Raw genomic sequence first — 286 nt, 5'->3', positions numbered from 1 at the left:
CAAAATCACGATTTGCAAAAATACAAGTAGCTTACGAACGTTCATTACCTCAAAAACTAGAAAACTTAAGCAATATTAAAATATTAAACCAAACAGGAAAAGTATATACAATCTTAATCGAGGGAAATGTGGCTACAACACTGGAGAAGTTTTATAAAGAGCAACCTATACTCATTGAAGAATTAACCATGTCACTTGAAGATGTCTTCGTTACGACACTTGAGGAGGATGGGTATGTTTCATAAGGCGTTATGGATGTGGAATTGGAAGCGCGGGAAATATGCTG

The 286-nt window shown here is 35.7% G+C and carries 1 pseudogene; it reads left to right on the top strand.

Going from position 1 to position 286, the window contains the following annotated elements:
* Positions 1-245, top strand: a pseudogene (locus SB658_RS23225) (ABC transporter ATP-binding protein); the annotation flags it as partial.
* Between the last annotated feature and the right edge of the window lie 41 nt (positions 246-286).

Source organism: Bacillus sp. SIMBA_008, from assembly GCF_046535495.1.
GTDB classification, from domain to species: Bacteria; Bacillota; Bacilli; order Bacillales; family Bacillaceae; genus Bacillus; species Bacillus subtilis.
This window is presented reverse-complemented; position numbering and strand designations above follow the sequence as displayed.